The organism is Photobacterium lucens (assembly GCF_009873615.1).
Taxonomy (GTDB): domain Bacteria; phylum Pseudomonadota; class Gammaproteobacteria; order Enterobacterales; family Vibrionaceae; genus Photobacterium; species Photobacterium lucens.
Genome location: NZ_SSMG01000281.1, coordinates 22,509 through 43,704 on the forward strand (window position 1 = coordinate 22,509; position 21,196 = coordinate 43,704).

21 protein-coding genes are annotated in these 21,196 nt (G+C 44.9%); 5 read left to right on the plus strand and 16 right to left on the minus strand.

Features of this window, described 5'->3' with window-relative positions:
- The first annotated feature begins 293 nt into the window (after positions 1-293).
- From ilvG to ilvA, 5 genes are all read left to right on the plus strand, one after another.
- Positions 294-1,940, plus strand: coding sequence for an acetolactate synthase 2 catalytic subunit (gene ilvG, locus E5A76_RS11970; protein WP_045064187.1), 1,647 nt, complete (start codon positions 294-296; stop codon positions 1,938-1,940).
- Positions 1,940-2,188: an acetolactate synthase 2 small subunit gene (ilvM, locus tag E5A76_RS11975; RefSeq protein ID WP_008988341.1), complete on the plus strand. Its 249-nt coding sequence runs from the start codon at positions 1,940-1,942 to the stop codon at positions 2,186-2,188. Before ilvG ends, ilvM begins: the two co-directional genes overlap by 1 nt.
- 21 nt (positions 2,189-2,209) lie before the next feature.
- Complete coding sequence (gene ilvE / locus E5A76_RS11980) at positions 2,210-3,142, plus strand: branched-chain-amino-acid transaminase (protein ID WP_161119080.1); 933 nt, start codon at positions 2,210-2,212, stop codon at positions 3,140-3,142.
- Between the two features lie 78 nt (positions 3,143-3,220).
- Positions 3,221-5,062, plus strand: coding sequence for a dihydroxy-acid dehydratase (gene ilvD, locus E5A76_RS11985; protein WP_053986542.1), 1,842 nt, complete (start codon positions 3,221-3,223; stop codon positions 5,060-5,062).
- 5 nt (positions 5,063-5,067) lie between these two features.
- The gene (ilvA, locus tag E5A76_RS11990) at positions 5,068-6,621 is read left to right on the plus strand and encodes a threonine ammonia-lyase, biosynthetic (protein ID WP_161119081.1); all 1,554 of its coding nucleotides are present in this window, start codon (positions 5,068-5,070) and stop codon (positions 6,619-6,621) included.
- 72 nt (positions 6,622-6,693) lie between these two features.
- Here the strand turns inward: ilvA and E5A76_RS11995 are convergent, their stop codons facing one another.
- From E5A76_RS11995 to E5A76_RS12070, 16 genes are all read right to left on the minus strand, one after another.
- Entirely contained in the window at positions 6,694-7,086 is a 393-nt protein-coding gene (locus E5A76_RS11995; protein ID WP_164488047.1) for a helix-turn-helix transcriptional regulator, read from the minus strand.
- 164 nt (positions 7,087-7,250) lie between these two features.
- On the minus strand, positions 7,251-7,628 hold the full coding sequence (locus tag E5A76_RS12000) for a helix-turn-helix transcriptional regulator (RefSeq protein WP_053986540.1): 378 nt from the start codon (positions 7,626-7,628) through the stop codon (positions 7,251-7,253).
- 245 nt (positions 7,629-7,873) lie between these two features.
- On the minus strand, positions 7,874-9,706 hold the full coding sequence (gene glmS, locus E5A76_RS12005; protein ID WP_161119082.1) for a glutamine--fructose-6-phosphate transaminase (isomerizing): 1,833 nt from the start codon (positions 9,704-9,706) through the stop codon (positions 7,874-7,876).
- A 23-nt stretch (positions 9,707-9,729) separates the two neighbouring features.
- Positions 9,730-10,503, minus strand: coding sequence for a DeoR/GlpR family DNA-binding transcription regulator (locus E5A76_RS12010; RefSeq protein ID WP_161119083.1), 774 nt, complete (start codon positions 10,501-10,503; stop codon positions 9,730-9,732).
- A gap of 223 nt (positions 10,504-10,726) precedes the next feature.
- Entirely contained in the window at positions 10,727-12,085 is a 1,359-nt protein-coding gene (glmU, locus tag E5A76_RS12015) for a bifunctional UDP-N-acetylglucosamine diphosphorylase/glucosamine-1-phosphate N-acetyltransferase GlmU (protein WP_061014712.1), read from the minus strand.
- Between the two features lie 249 nt (positions 12,086-12,334).
- Positions 12,335-12,757, minus strand: a complete 423-nt coding sequence (locus E5A76_RS12020; RefSeq protein ID WP_008988332.1) for a F0F1 ATP synthase subunit epsilon — start codon at positions 12,755-12,757, stop codon at positions 12,335-12,337.
- A 17-nt stretch (positions 12,758-12,774) separates the two neighbouring features.
- Positions 12,775-14,181, minus strand: coding sequence for a F0F1 ATP synthase subunit beta (gene atpD / locus E5A76_RS12025; RefSeq protein ID WP_161119084.1), 1,407 nt, complete (start codon positions 14,179-14,181; stop codon positions 12,775-12,777).
- 32 nt (positions 14,182-14,213) lie between these two features.
- Complete coding sequence (gene atpG / locus E5A76_RS12030) at positions 14,214-15,080, minus strand: F0F1 ATP synthase subunit gamma (protein WP_008988330.1); 867 nt, start codon at positions 15,078-15,080, stop codon at positions 14,214-14,216.
- 44 nt (positions 15,081-15,124) lie between these two features.
- A complete protein-coding gene (gene atpA / locus E5A76_RS12035; RefSeq protein WP_161119085.1) occupies positions 15,125-16,666 on the minus strand; it encodes a F0F1 ATP synthase subunit alpha in 1,542 nt (513 codons plus the stop codon).
- Between the two features lie 16 nt (positions 16,667-16,682).
- Positions 16,683-17,216, minus strand: a complete 534-nt coding sequence (atpH, locus tag E5A76_RS12040) for a F0F1 ATP synthase subunit delta (RefSeq protein ID WP_023933997.1) — start codon at positions 17,214-17,216, stop codon at positions 16,683-16,685.
- A gap of 16 nt (positions 17,217-17,232) precedes the next feature.
- On the minus strand, positions 17,233-17,703 hold the full coding sequence (gene atpF, locus E5A76_RS12045; protein WP_008988327.1) for a F0F1 ATP synthase subunit B: 471 nt from the start codon (positions 17,701-17,703) through the stop codon (positions 17,233-17,235).
- Between the two features lie 81 nt (positions 17,704-17,784).
- The gene (gene atpE / locus E5A76_RS12050; RefSeq protein WP_005372317.1) at positions 17,785-18,042 is read right to left on the minus strand and encodes a F0F1 ATP synthase subunit C; all 258 of its coding nucleotides are present in this window, start codon (positions 18,040-18,042) and stop codon (positions 17,785-17,787) included.
- 64 nt (positions 18,043-18,106) lie between these two features.
- Positions 18,107-18,910: a F0F1 ATP synthase subunit A gene (atpB, locus tag E5A76_RS12055; RefSeq protein WP_008988326.1), complete on the minus strand. Its 804-nt coding sequence runs from the start codon at positions 18,908-18,910 to the stop codon at positions 18,107-18,109.
- Between the two features lie 8 nt (positions 18,911-18,918).
- Positions 18,919-19,308: a F0F1 ATP synthase subunit I gene (locus E5A76_RS12060; protein ID WP_008988325.1), complete on the minus strand. Its 390-nt coding sequence runs from the start codon at positions 19,306-19,308 to the stop codon at positions 18,919-18,921.
- 177 nt (positions 19,309-19,485) lie between these two features.
- Positions 19,486-20,385 (minus strand): ParB/RepB/Spo0J family partition protein, encoded by a 900-nt coding sequence (locus E5A76_RS12065; RefSeq protein ID WP_161119086.1) that lies wholly within the window; start codon positions 20,383-20,385, stop codon positions 19,486-19,488.
- An 8-nt stretch (positions 20,386-20,393) separates the two neighbouring features.
- Entirely contained in the window at positions 20,394-21,191 is a 798-nt protein-coding gene (locus E5A76_RS12070) for a ParA family protein (RefSeq protein WP_161119087.1), read from the minus strand.
- Positions 21,192-21,196 lie beyond the last annotated feature (5 nt).

Below are 21,196 nucleotides of genomic sequence, written 5' to 3' on the forward strand. Positions count from 1 at the left end.
ACACTTTTTGCTTGTCATGCGATAGATGTCTGTGTTACCACTAACATATAGCAACAAGTAGACAACAAAAGTTGGACAAATACACATGCGTTTAGCAACAACATCCCTAGTACTCATTATTAACGTCATTGTGGTGATTCTGTCACCGCAGCGGGGATTTGCTGGCGTAAAATAGCGCAAAGAATGCAAACAAAAAGCCCCCGCACTGAGAAGTTCGGGGGCTTTTTTCAACAAATGGATTTGAGTGAATTAATCACTTCTACACTATCTATCAAAGCAAGCAAGGAGCTGCGATGACAGGGGCAGAATTAGTTGTACAAGCACTACAACAGCAGGGGATAAAAACCGTTTTTGGTTACCCTGGCGGTGCCATCATGCCAATTTATGACGCACTATATGACGGCGGTGTTGAACACATTCTTTGTCGCCACGAACAAGGGGCGGCAATGGCAGCCATCGGCATGGCAAGATCAACACAAGATGTTGCCGTCTGTATGGCAACATCAGGTCCTGGCGCAACTAACCTTGTAACCGGTCTTGCAGATGCCTTTATGGATTCTGTACCACTGGTTGCCATCACAGGACAGGTTGCTAGCTCTCATATTGGTACTGATGCTTTCCAAGAAATGGATGTGATCGGTATGTCGTTATCGTGTACCAAACACAGCTATCTAGTAACCGATATCAACGAGCTAGCACCTACATTGGCTGAAGCCTTTGTTGTTGCAAAAGCAGGGCGTCCAGGCCCAGTTATTGTCGATATAGCAAAAGATGTGCAACTTGCACAAGCACCTACCGAATTACTACCAGTTATTGATAGTCCTGCAATTCCGACCACAACAGCAGAAGCCATTCAAGCTGCGCAACAGCTACTCGATCAAAGTCATCGCCCTGTTCTATATGTCGGTGGCGGGGTACAAATTGCTCACGCAACAGACACTGTACGCCAGTTTTTAGCACTAAACCCAATGCCATCAGTGAGTACGCTAAAAGGCTTAGGCTCAATTGAACGTCATGATCCACACTTTCTGGGTATGCTAGGTATGCACGGTACCAAAGCGGCAAACTTAGTGGTACAAGAGGCAGACTTATTGATCGTGGTGGGTGCGCGTTTTGACGATCGCGTAACTGGAAAACTCGATACTTTCGCTCCACACGCCAAAGTTATTCATATCGATATTGATGCGGCAGAATTTAGCAAATTACGTCATGCTGATGCACCACTGCGTGGTGATATTAATGTCATTCTACCGCAGCTTGAACTAAGCCAAGATATCAGCCGCTGGCTCACTCACAGCGAGCATGTTCGTAAAATAGGTAAATGGCGTTACGACCATCCAGGCGATCTGATCTATGCACCACTAATGCTAAAACAGTTATCCGATATGATGCCCGACAGCAGCATGATCTCGACCGATGTTGGTCAGCATCAAATGTGGGCAGCACAGCATATTCAACCTCGAGCACCGCAAAATTACATCACTTCAGCAGGACTTGGCACCATGGGCTTTGGCTTGCCAGCAGCGATGGGAGCAAGTGTCGCACGACCTGATGATCAATCAATTCTGATCACGGGTGATGGCTCTTTCATGATGAACGTGCAAGAGCTAGGCACACTGAAACGCCGCAATATTCCGGTGAAAATGGTGCTTATTAATAACCAGCGTTTAGGCATGGTTCGCCAATGGCAGTCGCTGTTTTTCGATGGTCGCCACAGCGAAACAATTCTAGATGACAACCCTGATTTTGTAATGCTAGCGAAAGCTTTTGATATACCGGGTAAAACCATCACCCGTAAAGAAGAAGTCGCACCTGCTCTTGAAGAAATGCTAGCAAGCAAAACAGCCTATTTACTGCATGTGCTAATTGATGAAGAAGAAAATGTCTGGCCGCTAGTACCACCGGGTGCGGCAAACCAAGATATGCTGGAGAATACCTAATGGAACGATTTTTACTCAACATTACGGCAAACGATAAGCCAGTATTACTTGAGCGTATCTTACGTGTGATCCGCCACCGTGGCTTTATTATCAAAAAAGTCGATGCCACGCAAAATCATCACAGCAAGATAGCCAGAATCGAAATTATCGTCGATAGTGATCGTCCAATCACAACGCTTATCAACCAAATTGAAAAACTGTGGGATGTTATTGAAGTCGAAACATCAAACCTACAGTTACAGGATTAAATTTTTAGAAGGGAATTCAACATGGCAAATACTGCAGATTATATTTGGTTTAACGGTGAAATCGTGCCTTGGGCTGATGCTAATGTTCACGTTCTAACCCATGCGATGCACTACGGCACCTCAGTTTTTGAAGGGATCCGTTGTTATAACACACCGAAAGGTCCCGCTGTTTTTCGTCATAAAGAGCACATGGATCGCTTGCTAAATTCAGCGAAGATTTACCGTTTCCCTATTCCATATAGCTGTGATGCGCTCATGGAGATCTGTCGTGAAACGATCCGTGTCAACAAGCTAGACTCTGCCTACATTCGCCCACTAGGTTATGTTGGTAATGTAGGTCTAGGTGTGTGTCCTCCTGTTAATACTAAAATGGATCTGATCGTTGCAGCTTTCCCTTGGGGCTCTTACCTTGGTGAAGAAGCACTTGAAAATGGCGTTGATGCCATGATTTCTAGTTGGAATCGTGCCGCGCCAAATACTATTCCAACCGCAGCGAAAGCAGGTGGTAACTACCTATCTTCATTATTGGTTGGTAGTGAAGCACGTCGCCACGGTTATGCAGAAGGTATTGCGCTAAGTGTGGATGGTTACCTATCTGAAGGTGCTGGCGAGAACATTTTTGTAGTGAGTAATGGCGTACTTTCAACTCCACCAACAACGAGTGCGATCTTACCGGGGATTACCCGTGACACCATCATGATCTTAGCGAAAGAGCGTGGTTATGAAGTGCGTGAAGAAAATATTGCGCGCGAAGCCTTATACCTTGCCGATGAAATCTTCATGACAGGAACAGCTGCTGAAATCGTGCCAGTACGCAGTGTGGATCAAATCACGGTAGGCTCAGGTAAACGTGGACCTGTGACAAAAGAGCTACAAGCAGCTTACTTCGGCTTGTTTAATGGTGAAACCGAAGACAAATGGGGCTGGCTAGATTACGTCTACCCAGAGAAATAATCCCGCTGCATCGCCACTCAACACATATCAAAACTGTCGCCGAAACTTGGCGGCAGTGCTCAAAAAGGATTTTCTGTTATGCCTAAATACCGTTCTGCAACCACAACCCATGGCCGAAATATGGCTGGTGCTCGCGCGCTTTGGCGTGCCACTGGCGTAAAAGATGAAGATTTCGGTAAGCCTATCATCGCTGTTGTTAACTCCTTTACCCAATTTGTTCCAGGTCACGTCCACTTAAAAGATTTAGGTCAGCTGGTTGCCAAACAAATTGAAGAAGCGGGCGGTATTGCCAAAGAGTTCAATACCATTGCTGTTGATGACGGCATTGCGATGGGTCATGGAGGTATGCTCTATTCACTGCCATCACGTGAGCTGATCTCAGATTCTGTTGAATACATGGTTAATGCCCACTGTGCCGATGCCATGGTGTGTATTTCGAACTGTGACAAAATCACCCCGGGAATGCTAATGGCGTCAATGCGCCTTAATATTCCTGTGATTTTTGTGTCGGGTGGCCCAATGGAAGCGGGTAAAACCAAGCTGTCAGAGCAGGTGATCAAACTCGATTTGGTTGATGCGATGATCCAAGGTGCCGATCCAACAGTATCTGATGAGCAAAGTGAGCAAATCGAACGTTCAGCATGCCCAACTTGTGGTTCATGTTCTGGGATGTTTACCGCGAACTCCATGAACTGTTTAACCGAAGCGCTTGGTTTGAGCCAACCTGGTAACGGCTCAATGCTGGCAACCCACGCTGATCGTGAGCAGCTATTTATTAATGCAGGTAAACGTATTGTTGGTCTCACTAAGCGCTACTATGAGCAAGACGATGAAACCGTCTTACCTCGCAATATTGCCAATAAAAAAGCCTTTGAAAATGCGATGGCACTTGATATCGCAATGGGTGGTTCAACGAATACCGTTTTGCACCTATTAGCTGCTGCACAAGAGGGCGAGGTCGACTTCACCATGGCAGATATCGATCGCATGTCACGCCGTGTGCCACACCTATGTAAAGTGGCGCCATCTACCCAGAAATATCACATGGAAGACGTGCACCGTGCTGGCGGTGTTTACAGTATTCTTGGTGAGTTGGATCGTGCCGGCTTATTCCATAGCGACTGTCACAACGTGCTAGGTGAAACCTTTGCCGAAAGTTTCCGCCAATACGACATCAAAGTGACCGATTCAGAAGCAGTGAAAACTTTCTTCCGCGCCGGCCCTGCTGGCATTCGTACCACACAAGCATTCTCACAAGATTGCCGCTGGGAAACCCTTGATGATGATCGCGAAAACGGCTGTATTCGTAGTAAAGAGTTTGCCTTTAGCCAAGATGGTGGTCTTGCCGTGCTTTCAGGCAACATGGCGCTAGATGGCTGTATCGTTAAAACCGCTGGGGTTGATGAAAGCTGTTTAACCTTTACTGGCCCTGCGATTGTCTTTGAAAGCCAAGAGACGGCAGTAGAAGGCATCCTTGGTGGCAAAGTTAAAGCTGGCGATGTGGTAGTGATTCGTTACGAAGGGCCAAAAGGCGGTCCGGGCATGCAAGAGATGCTCTACCCAACCACTTACTTAAAATCTATGGGCTTAGGTAAAGAATGTGCCTTGATCACTGATGGTCGATTCTCTGGCGGTACTAGCGGTCTTTCCATTGGTCACGTTTCACCAGAAGCGGCAAATGGCGGCACCATAGGCTTAATTGAAAATGGCGATATCATCGCAATTGATATTCCAAACCGTAGCATTGAGCTCAACGTTGATGAAGCAACTCTAGCTGCACGTCGTGAAGCAACAGAGCAACGCGGTTGGAAGCCAGTCGATCGTGAACGTCAGGTATCTTTTGCCCTTAAGGCTTATGCCAACTTAGCGACCAGTGCCGATAAAGGCGCTGTTCGCGATAAGTCTAAACTAGAAGGATAATCATCATGAGCGAAGTGAAACAGGCCACGGATGAAGTGCTACTTAGCGGAGCCGACTATCTTCGCAATATCCTTCGAGCGCCAGTCTATGAGGTGGCGCAAGTCACCCCATTGCAAAATATGTCTCGTCTGAGCGCAAGGATAGCGAATCAGATCCAACTAAAACGAGAAGATCGCCAGCCGGTTCACTCATTTAAGTTACGTGGCGCTTATAACATGATGTCGCAACTCACCGAGTCGCAAAAAGCCGCAGGTGTTATTGCTGCATCAGCAGGTAATCATGCACAAGGTTTAGCTTTATCAAGCCAGCAACTTGGCGTTAAAGCGACGATTGTGATGCCACGCACCACACCGGATATCAAAGTTGATGCGGTGCGCAGTTTTGGTGGGCATGTGGTGCTGCATGGCAGTAACTTTGATGAAGCTAAGGGCTATGCCGAACAACTTGCAGAGCAACATGGTTATACCTTTATTCCGCCTTTCGATCACCCATCGGTGATTGCAGGACAAGGTACCATCGGTATTGAGTTAGTACAGCAAAATGGTCATCTCGATTGTGTTTTTGTACCTGTTGGTGGCGGCGGCTTAGCGGCAGGCGTTGCCGTGCTTTTAAAACAACTCTTACCTGAAATTAAAGTGGTTGGGGTCGAAGCTGAAGATTCAGCCTGTTTAAAAGCAGCGCTTGATGCAGGCCAACCCGTCACATTAGATCAAGTCGGCATGTTTGCTGATGGTGTGGCAGTAAAACGTATTGGTAGCGAAACCTTCCGTTTATGTCAGCAATACCTTGATGATGTGGTGACAGTAAGCAGTGATGAAATTTGCTCAGCAGTGAAAGATATCTTTGAAGATACCCGAGCGATAGCTGAGCCTTCCGGAGCCTTATCATTAGCAGGTCTTAAAAAGTACGTAGAATTGCATCAACTCAAAGATCAGCAACTCGCGGCGATTTTATCAGGCGCAAACCTTAACTTTCATGGTTTACGTTATGTGTCTGAGCGTTGTGAGCTGGGTGAAAAACGAGAAGGGCTGTTAGCCGTCACTATTCCTGAACGTCCTGGCGCTTTTCTTGATTTCTGCCACCTTATTGGTGGACGTGCTGTTACTGAATTTAACTACCGTTATAACGATGATTCATTGGCAAATGTGTTTGTTGGTGTGCGTTTAATGCAAGGTCAAGAAGAGCTTGATGGCATCATCCAAGATCTACGAAAGGGCGGCTATCCGGTAGTCGATCTGTCCGATGATGAAATGGCGAAAGTACACGTTCGCTATATGATTGGAGGGCGACCATCAAAACCATTAAAAGAACGTTTATACAGCTTTGAATTCCCAGAATACCCAGGCGCGCTTATTCGCTTCTTAAAAACATTAGGTACCCGCTGGAATATCAGCTTGTTTAACTACCGCAATCACGGTGCTGATTATGGTCGTGTGCTTTGTGGATTTGAATTAGAAGATAAAGATTTACTGTCTTTCACCAGTCATTTACGAGAGTTGGGCTACCACTGGAAAGATGAAACAGAAAATCCAGCTTATAAGTTTTTCTTAGCACAATAAAAACTCTAAGCCTTTAAATAAAAAAAGCAGCGAATGCTGCTTTTTATTTTTTCATTTATAGACACTAAATTATTAATGTTTATCAAGTGCATATTCAAGGCAAGATGAGATCAAATTGATATTTTGCTCTACCATCTTATAACGCAATGGAGAAGGCATTTGCGCATACAGCATCGATAAACGGTTAATATCACCGTACTCGGGATTACCGTCATCATAAAGAAACCAACTCAGCGACCGTCCGGTGATCTTAGCTATATTTAATAACATCAACACTCTTGGCTCAGTTTTACCTGATTCTAGATCTAGGTACGTCTGACGAGCCACACCAAGCTGCTTCGCCATAGCTACTTGGGTGATCCCTTTCCACTCTCGCGCTTCACGAATTTTCAGCGCCAATTGTGCCATTTGCTGGTCGGTATTATTTATCTTATTAGTAGGGGGTACGTCGCTCATAATAGACATCAATACCGTATTAAATCTAAGGAATTTCCTACGTTATTCTTCACCCCAAAATATGTCTATGGTCATCAATGTAAAAGTGTGACCAGCCATCATCAGTGCAAACAAAATAAGGCAATTAAAATCCACAAATGAACAGTAAATAAGACACTAAAATCGATGATAATTTATTTATTTTTATGTGTCAGTGCACGTGTGTACTCCGCCATAAAACTGGCGAGATTAATACATTGCTGCAAAATAATATGGCGAGCAGAGTGAGGCAAGCGGCTGAAAAATTGTAATAGTCGATCGATCTCTTCTTTATATTCGCTTTCTAATATCTCTATTCCTTCATCACCATAAACAAACCATGTCAGTGGACGCTCTGTAATTTCCGATATTTCAGAAAGTAGACGCACTTTAGGCTCAGTTTTTCCCGTTTCCAAATCAAGATAGGTTTGACGCGCAACTTTTAATTGCTGAGCCATATGCACTTGAGTCAAACCTTTCCACTCTCTTGCTTCTTTGATCCGTGCAGCAATTTGGGTCTTAGGCTCTGTCATGCTTCTCCTCCAATCACACTGCGAAGAATATTATGCTTATTGCAGCTTTGCAGATGACGAGCCAATTTGTCAGTTTTTTTTATACTTTAAAAACAAACAGATAAGATAGGAGTAGAAGATTATTCTTAATTTGAATTGCACATCGTATGGAAATACAGACATTTTTGTATTTCGCAACAAAACGATTAGGCGTAAAAAATAGAAAAGACGCATTGCTGCGTCTTTTCAATGATGGTCAATTTTAATTACTCAACAGTCACCGCTTTTGCTAGATTCCGAGGCTGATCAACATCAGTTCCTTTAATTAAAGCAACGTGATAGGCCAGCAATTGCATCGGAATGGTATAGAAAATCGGGGCAATAATTTCATCCACACTTGGCATTGTGATGATTTTCATCCCTTCCGTTGCCTCAAAACCTGCTTCACTATCAGCAAAGACATACAGTAAACCACCGCGAGCACGCACTTCTTCAATATTGGATTTAAGCTTTTCCAATAAATCATTGGTTGGCGCAACCACAATCACAGGCATATCGGCATCAATCAGCGCTAATGGGCCATGTTTTAACTCACCAGCAGCATAAGCTTCAGCATGAATGTACGAAATCTCTTTAAGCTTAAGTGAGGCTTCCACTGCAATAGGGTAAAACTCACCACGACCTAAAAAGAGCGCATGGTGTTTATCACTAAACTCTTCTGCAAGTTGCTCAATCGGCTTATCAAGGGTTAGCGCTTTTTCAATACAAACAGGTAATTGCTGCATGGCATGCACAATTTGACGCTCTTTTTGAGAGTCAATTTTCCCTTGCTGTTTACCCAATGCGGTCACAAGCATCAATAAAGAAATCAGTTGAGTCGTGAAAGCTTTGGTCGATGCCACTCCAATTTCAGCCCCTGCACGAGTCATAAAGACTAAATCAGATTCACGCACCAATGATGAGCCAGCTACGTTACAAATCGTCATCGCCGCCATATAGCCTTTCTCTTGTGCTAATCGAAGAGCGGCCAAAGTATCTGCCGTTTCACCAGACTGAGATAGGGTCAGCAATAAGCTGTTTGGTCTGGTAACAAACTTGCGGTAGCGAAACTCCGAAGCAATTTCCACATCACAACTGATACCAGCAATGGATTCAAACCAGTAACGCGCGACCATGCCCGCATTGTATGATGTACCACAGGCAATGATCTGAATATGCTCGACTTTATCAAAGATCGTTTTCGCATCGCTGCCAAAACTTTCAATGATCACTTTATCATTGCTGATCCTGCCTTCCATGGTGTTGATCAAGGCACTTGGCTGCTCAAAGATCTCTTTTTGCATATAGTGGCGAAAAATCCCTTTATCAGCCGCATCATGTTGAACATTCGATTCTGTTACCGCACGCTCAACTTGCTCACCCGCTTGATTGAATACCGAAATAGAACGACGGGTAACTTCCGCCACATCACCTTCTTCTAAAAACATAAAGCGTCGCGTCACATTCAATAACGCTAACTGATCAGAAGCAATGAAGTTCTCACCCACGCCCAAACCAATCACTAACGGACTGCCAGAGCGTGCTACTACAATGCGCTCGGGATCGCGACTATCCATCACCACAGTGCCGTAAGCACCTTCTAATTGTGTGACTGTTCTCTGTACTGCTTCAAGTAACGACGCAGCAGAACGCAGTTCCCATTCAACCAAGTGAGCAATCACTTCAGTATCGGTTTGAGAACTAAATACGTAACCACGCTGTTGTAATAACTCACGTAATGCTTGGTGATTCTCAATAATACCGTTATGAACAATAGCAATATGCTCGCCAGAAGTATGTGGGTGAGCATTAGATTCTGATGGCTCACCATGGGTTGCCCAACGCGTATGTGCTATACCAGTACCACCAAATAACGGGGTTGCCTCAACGGCTTCAGCCAAGGCTTGTACTTTACCCATTCGTCGCACACGGTGAAGCTGATGATCATCAACAACGGCAATACCTGCTGAATCATAACCACGATATTCTAAACGACGTAAACCTTCGATTAAGATTTCTGCCACATCACGCTGTGCTACCGCACCGACAATCCCACACATAACGGTCTATCCTTTACTACTTGTTATCGTTCACAACAGGCACGGATCACTCGCACGCCTTGTTGCTCAATTGCTGTTGTATCTTCATCACTCATGCCATCATCAGTGATAAGCGTACTTACTCCTTGCCATGCCAATTCTAAGTTAGGAATTTTTCGTCCAATCTTGCATGACTCAATCATCACCACGACTTCTCGCGATACCTCAGCCATCACCCGGCTTAATCCGATTAGCTCATTGAAGGTCGTAGTACCACGAGCAATATCAATGCCATCCGCACCAATAAAGAGCTGATCAAAATCGTAAGATCGCAGTACTGATTCTGCGACTTTGCCTTGGAAAGACTCAGAGTGGGGATCCCATGTACCACCAGTCATCAACAGCGTTGGTTCGTTTTCTAATGCATTTAATGCGTTCGCGACTTGCAAAGAGTTAGTCATTACCACCAAGCCTTGCTTAGTACCTAACAAATTAATTAATGCTGCTGTTGTACTACCGCAATCAACAATGATGCGATTGTGATCGCGAATAAGCTCAGAAGCCGCTAATGCGATCGCTTGCTTTCGTTCTGAAACTTTTTCAGCAGAATCAGTAGAGACAATTTCACTCGGCATTGAAATCGCACCACCATAACGACGCAACAATAAACCTGAGCTTTCTAATGCCGCGAGATCTTTACGGATAGTAACTTCGGAAGTAGAAAAGTGGCTGGCCAATACATCAACACTGACTTCACCTTCAGCACTGACCATCGCCGCAATAGCATGACGACGTTGCTGAGTATTACGCTTAGACATAAGTTTTGAAATGACACATTAAGTTTCGATTTGAAACTTAGTATAGCTTTTTAAAAATTAATCGATCAATAACAAATATGCACATGACGCATAATTTTTATCTCGAAATAACCATAATGCCCACTTCGGACAGAAGAAAATAGGGAGGAAACTGTCACATAAAGATATTTAGACAATAAAAAAGCAGGCAAAATGCCTGCTTTAAAATCAAAAATAGCAATGATTATTTCTTCGTTGGGCGTTTCCAACCTTGAATAGTACGAGCAGGTGCACGAGTGATCACTAACTCACCTTCGCCAACATTACGATTAATGGTTGCGCCAGCACCGATGGTAGCACCACTTGCAACTTTCACTGGTGCAATAAGCTGTGTGTCAGAGCCAACAAACACATCATCACCAATTTCAGTTTTAAACTTATTTGCGCCATCGTAGTTACAAGTAATGGTACCTGCACCGATATTCACGTTAGCACCAATTTCAGCATCGCCTAAGTAAGTTAAGTGACCCGCTTTTGAGCCTTCGCCTAAACGTGCCTGCTTCATTTCAACGAAGTTACCTACATGCGCTTGTGTTTGTAACTCTGTGCCTGGACGTAGTCGTGCAAATGGACCTACAGTACAAGATTCACCCACCGTTGCACCTTCAATCACAGAATACGGACTGATCACAGTATTGTCGTCAATTTCACAATCTTTTAGTACACAGCCAGCACCGATAACCACGTTATCACCAATGCTCACACTACCTTCAATTACCACGTTGACATCGATTTCAACGTCAGTACCGCATTGAAGTTCACCACGCAAATCAAAACGAGCAGGATCGCGTAACATTACACCTTGCTCAAGTAGGCGCTCAGCCTGCATTGCTTGGAAAGCACGCTCTAAACGCGCAAGCTGTACGCGGTTATTCACACCTTCAACTTCAATCGCAGCCACAGGATGTACCGCTTCAACAGCACGACCTTCATTGTGAGCAATTTCGATGATATCCGTTAGATAGTATTCACCTTGCGCATTGTCATTTTTAAGTGCAGATAACCAGCGCTTCAAGTCACCACCGTTAGCAACCATGACACCAGTATTAATTTCTTTGATCAGCTTCTGCTCTTCAGTTGCATCTTTTTGCTCAACGATAGCAACAACAGGACCGTTACGACGAACAATACGACCGTAACCTGTTGGATCATCGAGCACCACCGTTAGCAGCGCAATACCACCGTCAGGCTGTGCATCAAGTAAGTTCTCAAGTGTTTGGGCGCTAATGAGTGGCACATCACCATAAAGAATTAATGCTTTCTCATCATCAGCAAGGTTAGGTACCGCTTGATTAACCGCATGACCAGTACCTAACTGCTCTGCTTGCAGCACCCAGTTAACACTTTCTTGTGCTAACACTTGCTGCATCTTGTCACCACCATGACCGTAAACTAAGTTAATAGTTTGCGCACCAAGATCATTACATGTGTCAATCACATGCTTAACCATCGGCTTACCTGCCAAAGTGTGAAGCACTTTAGGCAAATTAGAATACATGCGGGTACCTTTACCCGCAGCTAAAATCACAGCACTAAAGCTCATGATGGGATATCCCTCTTGATGCATAAATTCATAATCTTTCTCTATTGTACCGCCTACTTAGCACAGTTTTAAGTGCTAGCGCTTATTTCTCACCGACAAATAACATGCTCTCGTCGCAATTTAGTTCATTAATAAAAAGAAAATAAGCAGGATACAGTTTCTCATCTAGTGGGAACGTATAAGTAACAATAGAGCAAATATAAAAAAAGCGACCATGATGGTCGCTTTTTTACTTTCTTTAGCGTCAGACTAGCGTGCGCGTTTTGTTAACTCAATAACGCGTAGCTGAGCAATGGCTTTCGCCAGATCACTCGCTGCCTGCGCGAAGTCAATATCGCCATGCTGATTATGGATTCGCTCCTCAGCTTGACGTTTCGCTTCTTCTGCTTTCGCGGCATCCAGATCGACACCACGAATAGCAGTATCGGCTAATACCGTCACTGCAGCAGGCTGAACTTCAAGCATACCGCCAGAAAGATAAATTACATCTTCCTCACCACCTTGCTTGGTAATACGTACCATGCCCGGAGTGATAGCAGTCAGTAGTGGGGTGTGACCTGCGTGAATACCCAGTTCACCTTCGCTACCCGTTACCTGAATATTTTCAGCACGACCAGAAAACAGACGTTTCTCAGCACTGACTACTTCCAGATGGAAAGTTATCGCTGCCATGTCGCCTCCTAATTAGCTTACAGCTTCTTCGCGTTTTCTAATACGTCTTCAATCGCACCACAGTACATAAATGCCTGCTCTGGGATATCGTCGTATTCACCCGCTAGTAGGCCCTTGAAGCTACGTAGCGTATCTTTTAGCGATACGTAGATACCTGGGTCACCAGTGAAGACTTCTGCAACGTGGTAAGGCTGAGTTAGGAAACGTTCAATCTTACGTGCACGAGATACAGCTTGCTTATCTTCTTCAGATAGCTCGTCCATACCTAGGATTGCAATGATGTCTTTTAGCTCTTTGTAACGCTGAAGTAGGCTCTGAACGCCACGTGCAATGTCGTAGTGCTCTTGACCAACAACCAATGGATCTAGCATACGAGAAGTAGAGTCCAATGGGTCGATAGCTGGGTATAGACCTAGCGATGCAATTTGACGAGAAAGTACAACTGTTGCGTCAAGGTGCGCGAACGTCGTTGCTGGTGATGGGTCAGTCAAGTCATCGGCTGGTACGTATACCGCCTGAACAGACGTGATAGAACCTGTCTTCGTTGACGTGATACGCTCCTGAAGTACACCCATCTCTTCTGCCAGTGTAGGCTGGTAACCTACAGCAGATGGCATACGACCTAGTAGTGCTGATACTTCTGTACCTGCAAGGGTGTAACGGTAGATGTTATCGATAAATAACAGTACGTCACGACCTTCATCACGGAAACGCTCAGCCATTGTAAGGCCAGTCAGAGCAACACGTAGACGGTTACCTGGTGGCTCGTTCATCTGGCCGTAAACCATTGCTACTTTTGATTCTTCAGGTTTTTCGATGTTAACAACACCCGCTTCCTGCATTTCAAAGTAGAAATCGTTACCTTCACGAGTACGCTCACCAACACCTGCAAACACAGATAAACCTGAGTGTTTTAGGGCGATGTTGTTGATAAGTTCCATCATGTTAACGGTCTTACCAACACCTGCACCACCAAACAGACCGATCTTACCACCCTTAGCGAATGGACAGATAAGGTCGATAACCTTAACGCCTGTTTCTAGTAGTTCAGTTACGTTTGATTGTTCTTCGTAGCTAGGTGCTGCGCGGTGAATAGCGTAACGCTCTTGCTCACCGATCTCACCACACTCATCAATTGGTTGACCTAGTACGTTCATAATACGTCCTAGCGTCGCGTTACCAACTGGTACTTCAATAGGGCGGCCTGTGTTTTCAACAGACAAACCACGACGTAAGCCATCAGAAGTACCCATTGCGATACCACGAACAACACCACCACCAAGTTGCTGCTGAACTTCAAGTACTAGCGTACCGTTCTCTTTCGCATCAACGTGAAGGGCATCGTATACCTGTGGTACAGAGTCCTGTGGAAACTCTACGTCGACTACCGCACCGATGATCTGTACGATCTTACCTGTAGCCATCGTTAATCCTCTAAACTTATTAATTCTTTGCCTTATACAGCAGATGCGCCAGAAACGATTTCTGACAGTTCTTGTGTGATCGCAGCCTGACGGGCTTTGTTGTACACAAGTTGCAGTTCATCAATCAGATTACCTGCATTATCTGTTGCAGCTTTCATCGCTACCATTCGTGCCGCTTGCTCACTGGCAAGGTTCTCAACCACACCTTGGTACACTTGTGATTCGGCATAGCGAACCAGCAGGGTATCAAGTAGGGCTTTCGGCTCGGGCTCATAAATGTAGTCCCAAGAATGGTTGCGCTGCATTTCTTCGTCTTCTGACTTAGGCAAAGGCAACAATTGATCAATCACTGGTTCCTGTACCATGGTGTTTACAAACTTGTTGTAAACCACATACAGGCGATCCAATTGGCCTTCATCATATTTCTTCAGCATGACGCCAACAGTACCAATCAGCTCATCAACGCTTGGTGAATCACCAAGACCTGATACTTGTGCTGACACGTTACCGCCGTAGCTATTAAAGAATGCCGTTGCTTTTGCGCCAATTAACGCTAAATCAACTTCTGCACCTTTATCTGACCATGTCTTAATGTCAGTGATCGCTTTTTTGAACAAGTTAATGTTCAAGCCACCACATAGACCACGATCAGTTGAAACAATGATGTAACCAACGCGCTTGGCTTCACGCTCTTCGAGATAAGGATGCTTATACTCAAGGCTACCAAGGGCGATATGACCGATCACTTTGCGCATAGTTTGTGCGTACGGACGTGATGACTCCATCGCTTCTTGCGTTTTACGCATTTTAGAAGCAGCCACCATTTCCATCGCTTTAGTGATCTTCTGTGTATTCTTAACACTACCGATCTTGTTACGAATCTCTTTTGCGCCGGCCATCGTTACTCTCCGTTAGAAGGTGATCGCAAGCGATCACCAACCAATTACCAAGTCTGGGTCGCTTTGAAATCTTCTAGCAGCTTCGCAAACTGCGCAGCGATTTCATCGTTCCAGTTACCCGTTTCATCAATCTGAGCAACTAGCTCAGCAAACTGACCTTTCGCATAAGAAAGTAACGCTGCTTCGAAATCAGCAAGCTTAGTCAGCTCAACATCATTCAAGTAGCCTTTTTCAGCTGCAAAAATAACAACCGCTTGCTCAAATACAGACATTGGCGCGTATTGCTTTTGCTTCATCAGTTCAGTTACTTTCTGACCGTGATCTAGCTGTTTCTTAGTTGCGTCATCAAGGTCAGACGAGAACTGTGCGAATGCCGCTAGTTCACGGTACTGTGCAAGTGCGGTACGGATACCACCAGACAGTTTCTTGATGATCTTGGTTTGGGCAGCACCACCTACACGAGATACAGAGATACCTGGATCAACCGCTGGACGAATACCGGCGTTGAACAGTTCTGTTTGTAGGAAGATCTGACCATCGGTGATAGAGATAACGTTAGTCGGTACGAATGCCGATACGTCACCCGCTTGGGTTTCGATGATCGGTAGTGCCGTTAGCGATCCTGTTTGACCTTTCACTTCACCGTTAGTGAATTTCTCAACGTAGTGCTCGCTTACACGAGAAGCACGCTCTAGAAGACGTGAGTGAAGGTAGAAAACATCACCAGGGAATGCTTCACGACCTGGTGGACGCTTAAGCAATAGTGAGATTTGACGGTAAGCAACAGCCTGCTTAGACAGGTCATCGTATACAATCAGTGCATCTTCGCCGCGGTCACGGAAGTATTCACCCATCGCACAACCAGAGTATGGTGCTAGGTATTGCAGTGCAGCAGCTTCTGATGCTGATGCTACAACAACGATGGTGTTTTCCAGTGCGCCGTGCTCTTCAAGCTTACGAACTACGTTAGCGATAGTTGAAGCTTTCTGGCCAATAGCCACATACACAGAGTAGATACCAGAGTTTTTCTGGTTGATGATGGCATCGATAGCCATCGCAGTTTTACCTGTTTGACGGTCACCGATGATCAGCTCACGCTGGCCACGGCCGATTGGGATCATTGAGTCAACTGCTTTGTAACCAGTTTGTACTGGTTGATCAACAGATTTACGATCGATTACACCCGGTGCAATTACTTCAACAGGAGAGAATGTCTCTGTTTCAATTGGACCTTTACCGTCGATTGGCTGACCTAGTGTGTTCACAACACGACCAAGTAGCGCAGGACCTACAGGTACTTCAAGAATACGACCAGTACCGGTTACCTTCATGCCTTCCTGTAGAGAAGCATAAGGGCCCATCACAACTGCACCTACCGAGTCACGCTCAAGGTTAAGTGCCAGTGCGTATAGTCCGCCTGGTAGTTCAATCATTTCACCTTGCATTACGTCAGCAAGGCCATGGATACGAATAATACCGTCGCTTACAGAAACGATAGTACCTTCGTTACGCGCTTCACTTACAACGTTGAAGTTTTCAATACGTTGCTTGATCAGTGCGCTAATTTCCGTGGAATTAAGTTGCATGCTCCAATTCCCCAAATCAAGACTGCAAAGTATCGCTCAGACGGTTCAATTTGCCCCGTACAGAGTTGTCGATAACAAGGTCTCCAGCTCTAATTACAACCCCGGCAATCAGGGTCTCGTCTACACTGCAAGTCAGCATAACTTTACGCGCTAAACGCTGCTCAAGTTTCGCGCTAATGGCGTCTAGTTGAGACTCATCTAAAGCAACGGCAGAAACCACTGTTGCTTGGATGGTGTGTTCATGTTCATTTTTCATAAACATAAACTCTTCACAGACATCCGGTAGCGCCTTAAGGCGTCCATTTTCAGCCATTACCTTTAAAAGGTTTTGACCAAATTCATCGAGTTGCTCACCGCATACTGAAACAAAAATCTCAGTTAGCTTTTCAGCAGCAAAACCGCTATCCAGCACATCCTGCATAGTGTCGTTTTTTGCTACTTCACTAGCGAAAGTCAGCATTTCTGCCCACTGTGCTAGTGCGTTCTTCTCGACCGCAAAGTCAAAAGCTGCTTTAGCGTAGGGGCGTGCGATAGTAGTCATTTGTGACATAAGCTTGCCCCTTTAATTACAGTTCTGCAGTGACTTTGTTAAGAATATCTGCTTGAGCGTCCGCATCGATCGAACGTTCAATGATCTTCTCAGCACCAATCACAGCCAGAGTTGCAACTTGTTTTCTTAACTCATCACGAGCACGGTTACGTTCAGCTTCAATTTCCGCCATACCTTGCGCAAGAATCTTCTCACGCTCAGTTTGAGCTTCAGCTTTCGCTTCATCGATAATTTGAGCTTTACGCTTGTTTGCTTGCTCGATCAACTCACTCGCAGCGCGTTTCGCTTCTTTAAGTTGATCTGAAGCATTCGCTTGTGCAAGGTCAAGGTCTTTGGCTGCGCGATCTGCGGCAGCCAAGCCGTCAGCAATCTTTTTCTGACGTTCTTCAATCGCTTCCATAATTGGTGGCCATACATATTTCATGCAGAACACCACGAAGGCGAAGAAAGCGATAGCCTGACCCAGCAAAGTTGCATTCATATTCACAACGCATCTCCTTAAAAAGGGTTGCTAGAGTCCATTTGCTACTTAATGTCAGGTTTTAAGCAAACCTGACACTACGATTTATTAACCAGCTAGCTGACCAACAAATGGGTTTGCGAATGTGAATAGCAGCGCGATTACGATACCGATCATTGGTACCGCATCAAGTAGACCAGCGATGATGAACATCTTAACTTGAAGCATTGGAGCCATTTCAGGTTGACGTGCAGCACCTTCAAGGAACTTACCACCAAGAAGTGCGAAGCCGATCGCTGTACCAAGGGAAGCAAGACCTACAATAATGCCCACGGCAATCGCAGAAAAGCTTAGTAAAGTTTCCATCACTATCTCCAGTTTATAGTTGTCGGCTAAAGCGCCATATAATAAAAATGTTTACAAATAATCGTTAATGATTGTCTTCATGTGCCTGAGACAGGTACACGATAGTTAACATCATGAATACGAATGCTTGAATTGTAATGACCAGGATGTGGAAAATAGCCCACGGTACCGAGCCTAGCCATTGAGCCCACCACGGCATTAGTGCCGCGATTAGGATAAACACCACCTCACCAGCAAACATGTTACCGAATAGACGCATACCCAGTGAAATTGGCTTCGCTAGTAGCGATACCACTTCAAGAAGTAGGTTAAACGGGATCATTACTGGGTGATTGAACGGGTGAAGAGCCAGTTCTTTCGCAAAGCCGCTAAGACCTTTCACTTTGATGCTGTAGTAAATCATCAATGCGAACACGCCTAACGCCATTGCCATGGTGATGTTAACATCAGCACTTGGAACCACTTTCATGTAAGGGATCCCGACGCTTGCTGCTGCATACGGAATGAAATCAATTGGCACTAAGTCCATGATGTTCATTAGCAGTACCCAACAGAAAATCGTCAGTGCTAACGGAGCTACAAGTGGATTGCGTCCATGGAAAGTATCTTTTACGTTGGTATCAACGAATTCAACCACCATTTCAACAAAACATTGTAATTTACCTGGAACTCCTGATGACGCCTTCTTCGCAACTGAACGGAATACCCACAAAAAAGCTAAACCGGTCAAAACAGAGAAGAAAAGGCTGTCAATATGCACCGCCCAGAAACTACCTTCACTCGCTAAACCTAGCTTATCGGTTGATAAGTTGGTTAAGTGGTGAGTAATGTAGCTTGACGGCGTTAGCGCTTCACCTGGCGCAGCCATAACTCATCCTATTTGTTGTTGTTAATGAATAAAACCGGTCCAAAAATATTAATACCAAGGGCCAGCAAATAGGTTAGTTTGAGGGGAACAAGTTCCACCCCTATATACAGGTAAGCAATGGCAAAAAGGATGACTGTGATAAGAATTTTTAGCACTTCTCCGCCATAAAATGACGCCATGACTAATCGTGCTTTCCTAGCACCACTAAACATGAAGGCACACATTGCGAAGACAGCATTGGCGATCACGAAGATGCCACCACCAATCAATGCAGAGATTCCCCAGTCAACATTGACAGCAAAAACTGCCGTTAATGCCGTTGCTATCACGACGCCAGATTGTAGTAACAGCAACCGTTTTGCCAATTGGCGTCCCGGTTTAGCTAGCGTCGATACCATGTATTCGTTCCTCGAGTCCATTCCTTTACACGATCCGTGCTTGGGAAAACAGCGAAAATTATACGACTCATAAAATTGATTGCAATCAAATAGCAGCAAAAAAAACAGTTAGATTTTACAACACTCTAACTTGATCACGATGATGTTATATTTCTAACAAACTTTACACATTTAACATCACATGTTTTTCTCGAGCATTGCAATAATTTGCTCAAGTTTGTCTTGTTGATCAAAGTTAATAACGAGCTTTCCTTTACCACTTTTGGTTTGATTAATCGCCACCTTGGTGCCAAGTCGCTCAGTTAGTCTGTTTTGCAACAATGCCACTTGTTCACTAATAGGCTGCGGTGATTTCGGTACCACAGGGTTTAAAAGTGTTTTAACCAGTTTTTCAGCTTCACGAACAGTTAACAAATTATTGACAATTTTTTGTGCTATAGGTAACTGTTGCGGCTCATCAAGGGATAATAAAGCCCTCGCGTGACCCATTTCGAGCTTTTTTTGCTCAACTAATTGTTTTACAGGCTCACTTAATTGGTTTAAACGCAATAAGTTAGAAACTGCAGCACGTGATTTTCCCACTGCATCAGCAATTTGTTGATGAGTCAGTGAAAACTCTTGCTGAAGTCTTGCAAGCGCAACCGCTTCTTCGATGACATTGAGATCTTCACGCTGAATATTCTCAATCAATGCGATAGCCATAGTAGCACGATCATCAACGGCTTTGACTAAACAAGGCACTTTAGATAGACCAGCAAGCTTAGCTGCTTGCCAACGGCGCTCACCTGCGATGATCTCAAAATCTTGGTTAGCAAGACGGCGAACAACGATCGGCTGAATAATACCTTGGCCGCGGATCGATTCAGCCAACTCTGCCAAGGTTTCTTCTGTCATGGATTTACGAGGTTGATATTGGCCTGATTGCAGCGCATCAATAGCCAGCTCTCGTAACTCACCGTCAGTTTGTCCCTCAACAGATGGAGCAATTTGATTGTTATGTTGCTTTGCTTGCGCAACCGCACTGGTTGACAACAAAGCATCTAGCCCTTTACCGAGGCCACGTTTATTAAAATTCATGAAAAACCTTATGCGTCCACTGGAGTGACAATTTGTAATGCTAATTCGTCGCGGCGGATCATTTCACCGGCTAAGGCTAAATACGCTTTAGCGCCACTTGAATATTTGTCGTAATACATTGCAGGACGGCCATGGCTTGGCGCTTCAGCTAAGCGGACATTACGTGGAATAACGGTACGGTAAACCTTATCGCCAAAATGCTTTTTCAACTGCTGTGACACTTCATTGGCAAGACGATTACGAGGATCAAACATGGTACGTAATAACCCTTCGATCTTAAGCTCGCTATTGACCACCGCAGTCAATTTACTGATGGTATCCATTAATGCGGTTAAGCCTTCTAATGCGAAATACTCACATTGCATAGGCACTAACACAGAATCTGCAGCCGTCATGGCATTAATGGTTAAAAGGTTTAAAGAAGGGGGACAATCGATAAAAATATAATCGTAATCATCACGTACGGTAGCCAGTGCTGAGCGCAAACGCACTTCACGGGCAAACACTTCCATCAATTTGATTTCGGCCGCCGTTACATCACCATTAGCGGCTATCAAATGATAACCGCCAGTGGTGTCTTTAATAACAACATCATTAAATGGGCTTTCTTCAACCAGAAGATCATAAGCAGTCGCATCAACTTGGTATTTATCAACCCCACTAGCCATGGTCGCGTTTCCTTGCGGATCGAGATCAATTACCAACACTTTTCGTTGGGTGGCGGCCAATGATGCTGCCAAATTTACACAAGTGGTTGTTTTACCTACACCACCTTTCTGATTAGCTACTGCTATGATTCTTCCCACAAGAA